This is a genomic window from Natronincola peptidivorans (assembly GCF_900111615.1).
In the GTDB taxonomy this organism is placed as follows: domain Bacteria; phylum Bacillota; class Clostridia; order Peptostreptococcales; family Natronincolaceae; genus Natronincola_A; species Natronincola_A peptidivorans.
In genome coordinates, this window is the sequence record NZ_FOHU01000045.1 from 1 (window position 1) to 3,319 (window position 3,319).

2 protein-coding genes and 1 pseudogene are annotated in these 3,319 nt (G+C 38.3%); 1 reads left to right on the top strand and 2 read right to left on the bottom strand.

What is annotated here, in order from left to right; translation table 11 throughout:
* Positions 1-125, bottom strand: a 125-nt coding sequence (locus tag BMX10_RS18640) for a phenylalanine--tRNA ligase beta subunit-related protein (RefSeq protein WP_408633613.1), incomplete at its 3' end; no start/stop codon positions are given.
* 185 nt (positions 126-310) lie between these two features.
* Between BMX10_RS18640 and BMX10_RS17590 the strand changes: the two genes are divergently transcribed.
* The gene (locus BMX10_RS17590) at positions 311-2,938 is read left to right on the top strand and encodes a PEP/pyruvate-binding domain-containing protein (RefSeq protein ID WP_090447089.1); all 2,628 of its coding nucleotides are present in this window, start codon (positions 311-313) and stop codon (positions 2,936-2,938) included.
* 144 nt (positions 2,939-3,082) lie between these two features.
* Here the strand turns inward: BMX10_RS17590 and BMX10_RS18145 are convergent.
* A pseudogene (locus BMX10_RS18145) lies at positions 3,083-3,319 on the bottom strand (hypothetical protein); the annotation flags it as partial.

Below are 3,319 nucleotides of genomic sequence, written 5' to 3' on the forward strand. Positions count from 1 at the left end.
CCTTCTCTACTAAAACGAACCTCTAAATCCTCATGTATATCCTTTAAGTCATGAGCTCCCAGTGAGATGCATTGCTCTATGGATACAGCATTGCATAAATCAACCAATGCATTGATTAATGGCACCTGTCCCCCTTGAGGATTCTTCTATGGTTGATTATACATTATGTAGAAAATGGAATCAAGTGGGAGTAAAGAAGGGGCTGTATAAATAAATAGGTAAAAAAAGGTAAGTAAGTAAATCTGTCGAATGTATTAACTACAATAAAAATGAATCATATAGCACGGGGGATTTTCAAAGGAGGAAAAACATGAGGGATGTCAAGTATACTGAACTACTACAGAATGTGACCAAGAGAGATTTCTCAAAGGTAGGCGGAAAAGCAGCAAATCTAGGAGAAATGATTGAAGCTGGGCTACCAGTACCAGAGGGCTTTGTATTACTTGTGGATGCATACAATAGTTTTCTTGTTGCCAATAAATTGAACTCCAGAATCAAGGAATTATTACAAACATTTGATTATCAACAGTATGATAAGCTAGAGCGGACTTCTGAAAAAATTCAACAATTGTTTGAAGAAGGAGAAATACCTAAGGATGTACTGATAGCAATTGATAAAGCTTATGAAGAAATGGGAAATCCTGAAGTGGCAGTTCGATCCTCCGCTACAGTAGAGGATTTACCAGGAACCTCCTTTGCCGGTCAATACGATACCTATCTGAATGTCAAAGGAAAAGATAGGCTGTACCAAAGTATAAAAAAATGCTGGGCTTCCCTGTGGAACCCTCGGGCATTGTCATATCGGAGTAAGCAAAAATTGAATAGTACTGATTTAGCCCACGCTGTTGTGATACAAAGGTTAATTAATGCTGAAAAATCCGGTATTTTATTTACAGCAAATCCAATAAACAGCAGAAGGGATCAGATGCAGTTAAATTCCTCTTGGGGTTTAGGAGATGCAATTGTGGGAGGGAATGTAGTACCTGATCAATGGATTTTGGATAAAAACAGGCAGCAGATTGTGGAGGAAAGCATTGCAACCAAAGAAACAATGACTGTGAGGAAACAAGCAGGGGTTGAGTTAGTGGCAGTACCGGAGGAAAAACGACAAAAAGCAACTCTCAGTAAAGAAGAAGTGTTTCAAATATTAAAACTTGGTAAGAAAGCAGAAAAGCACTTTGGATCTCCCCAGGATATAGAATGGGTTTTTTATAAAAACAAGTTTTACCTGGTACAGTCCAGACCTATTACATCCCTTTTTCCTATGCTGAAACCCGAGGGTACAGGAGAAGGCTTAAGGGTATATATGAATTTCTTAATGAGTAATCAAGCCATGAATGAACCTCTTACCCCTATAGGCCAAGATATATGGGAAAAAGTTATAATGAATATTGTTTTAAAGCAAAACAATCGTGAAAAATCCGTCAGCTGGTTAAAGCACGGAGCAGGAAGATTGTTTATTGATGTGACAGAGTTCTCCAGACTGGAGAGATGGTGGGATAAACTGAGAAATAATCCTTCTGATATGGAGCCATTAACTACAAAAGCTGTTTTGCATGTCCTAGAAAGAGATAAGGAGCAGCTTGTAAAGGAAAAGATGTCTTTATTTAAGTTAATTCCGATTAAAACGGTTTTCAAACTAAATCCAGCCTTTGGAAAATTTATTTTGACTTCCTTTCCAAAAGCCACTTATGGGGCAGTATTTCCGCCTGAAAAAGTAGTGGCCAAAGCCTTTGCCTATGGTAATCGTCAAATAGCAGCAATGGAGGAAAGCAGGAAAGAACTTAAGACTATAGAAGAAAAACTAGCATTTATCGAAAACAATATTGTAACATTCTTCTATTTTGCACCTCTTAAAATTCTTTACTATGTGGTGATATCATTTTCTTATTTTGACAAGGCAAAGGATATTTTCACTAGACATTTTAGAGATACCTCCCAACTGAACAAAGTAAAAAAAGCAGTTCCCCATAATGTGACTACGGAAATGGGAATGGAGCTGCTGGAAATAGCAAAAAATCTAGATGATGCCAATGAAAAACCAGACCCTCATCACCCTCAGGTGAAACAGTTTTTACATCGATATGGTCATAGATCCTGTCAAGAAGTGGACTTAGGAGTTCCTCGGTGGAGGGAGGAGCCTGAATATATCATTACCTTAATCCAGTCCTATATTGACAATAAAAGCTATCACACAGGGATAGAAAAGTTTTATAGGGATAGACAGCAGGCAGAGGAGGCAATAAACAATATCACTAAACAGCTAAAAGACAAAGGAGCTCACGGGGATGCCAAAAGAGTTAATAAGCTATTAAAAAATTATCGGAAAATGTTTGGGATTAGAGAGTTGCCGAAGTATATTTTAACAAAAGCCGTCAGTATTTTTAGGGAGATACTACTAGAAATAGGTGAAGAATTACAATCAGAAGGCAGGCTAGATGATAAGCAGGATATATTTTTTGTCACCCTTCAAGATATTAAATCAGAAAAAAAGCTTCAAAAACTAGTAAAGCAAAACCGAAGAGAGTATCAGCAAGAATTACAGAGAAATCTTGTTCCTCGCGTAATAACAAGTACAGGGGAGACCATTTATTTCCCAGCTGAAGATGAAAGTGCTAATGGATTTAGTGGGATACCAGTATCACCGGGAATCTATGAAGGCCATGTTAGAGTGTTGAGTCATCCTCAAGAAGGAAACAGACTGAAACAGGGTGAAATTTTGGTGACGAAGACAACCAATCCTGCCTGGACTCCTTTGTTTTTAAAAGCTGGAGGATTGATTATGGAAATAGGCGGACCACTATCCCATGGCTCAGTAGTAGCAAGGGAATATGGTCTTCCAGCAGTGGTAGGTGTGACGGAGGTTGCCACTAAACTCGAGGATGGACAGAAAATTCGACTAAATGGAGAAACAGGAAGGATTGACATTGTCCAGTAACCCCAGGAGCCACACCTCCGTTTGGTTATATCTTAACATAGCTAAATCACCTTTTCGAGGGCATGACCACATATTTCTATGGTAGACCCCTATGGCTCTATAAAAAACCTCCAGACTGTTTTACAGGTGGAGGTTTGGGCATCTTTAAAATTCTATATATCTATTCTTTGCATCTACTATATATTTTTCACAGGTTCCCTGAAACCTATTTATAACCAAGCTCTCTATATCTGTCATAGCCTTATATAAAGGAGAGTCTTCACCTGTATCAAATCCAACAAGCTGAAAAAAAATATCTTTACTATCAACTGTTGTTTTACCCAGCTCACTTTGTCTCCAAATCCATTTCCTAGTCTGTACAACATTTCCGCTTGTGAAGGT